The organism is Capnocytophaga sp. oral taxon 863 str. F0517 (assembly GCF_000466425.1).
In the GTDB taxonomy this organism is placed as follows: domain Bacteria; phylum Bacteroidota; class Bacteroidia; order Flavobacteriales; family Flavobacteriaceae; genus Capnocytophaga.
The window spans coordinates 1-1264 of the sequence record NZ_KE992124.1; the positions used below are offsets into that span (position 1 = coordinate 1).

Genomic DNA, 1264 nt, shown 5'->3' on the forward strand with positions numbered 1-1264 from the left:
AACTACTCTGTACTCCTACAGGAGTTTTGCCAATAGAGATGATTGTTTCTTGCTTTTGGGGAGGTTTATCCCATTGGATTTCGCAGTTTTTAAGTAGTGATAGGCTTTCTTCATAGTGTTTGCTAAGGGTCTGATAAAAGAGTTGCAATAGGTCTCTACCCGTTTTACCTTGCGCAAAATAATCGGATATATCTTTATCCCTTTTAGTGCCTGAAAGAGGTAAGACCAAACGAAATACTTCTAAAGGTGCTAATTGGGCTTGTTGCTCTAAAGAGGCTCTTTTGCCTGTTTCGTCGCTATCGAACAAAAGGACTAAATGTCGGAATCGCATTTTTAGTTTTTGGAGTTTTTGTAAAGGAATGAGAGCTGTTTCACTATTGAAACAGATAGCTGAAAAGCCCCTGCTGGCTAAGCTCATTACATCTTTTTCTCCTGCGGTGATAAAGAGAATGTCGCCTTGTAGTGGTAGCTGAGACTCACCAAAGCAATAGTTTTCAGGGTTACCTCCATAGAGAAAGCGCAGTTTAGAAAAGGGACGATAAACTTTTAAATGCTTTTTAAAAAGGTAAGCAAACATCCACTCATTATAGGTGGAGGTGATAGTGTAAGGTTTGCCGTCTTTATTGATGCTTGAATAGCTTTGCAGAGAGATTACATTGTACCTGTTTAGGATTTCTTGAGTGATGCCGTATTTCTGCCAATAGGCTAACTCTTCTTGGGTAAAAGGTTTTTGGGTAAATTGATAAGAGATAGATTTTTTGGTTTCTGGGGTAGTACTTTCTATGGTGATAGTGGGAGGTATTGGAGGTTTTTGTGTAATTATAGAGGTGGATTCCTCTAAACCCAGATGTAAATCTCGATTGATAATTTTTAGGATTTCGATAAAGTCAGAGGCATTTCGGCAGTCCAATTGATAGAGGTAACCTACCAAGAAAAAACAGTCACCCCTGAAAGTATCGTTACCAAAATCTTTCATCTTATAAATGCCTTGTTTGTCCTTATAGATATTGCAGGAAGCATTTTTATCGTCATAGAAAGGGTTTTTAAAGTTTTTACCTACTCGCCAGTTGCCTTGTAGATAGTGCTGAAAGACCTGTAGTCCTCCTTCGGTTCTACTTAAAATATCTTGCTTTTTCAACATAACCTTTGGCTTTTTGAGTGAGAGATTGCAAGTAGCTTTCAGTGTTTTCTACCGATTGACTGAAAAGGAGTTTGCGAATGCTTCCCAAAGTATAGAAATACTGTCCATAGATTTTGGAGTAGG

General features: G+C 38.3%; 1 protein-coding gene. It reads right to left on the bottom strand.

Annotated features, from left to right (window positions below; all coding sequences use genetic code 11):
- Positions 1–1141: toprim domain-containing protein (locus tag HMPREF1551_RS05480; RefSeq protein ID WP_021628064.1), on the bottom strand; the 1141-nt coding region annotated here is incomplete at its 3' end.
- Positions 1142–1264: the final 123 nt, after the last annotated feature.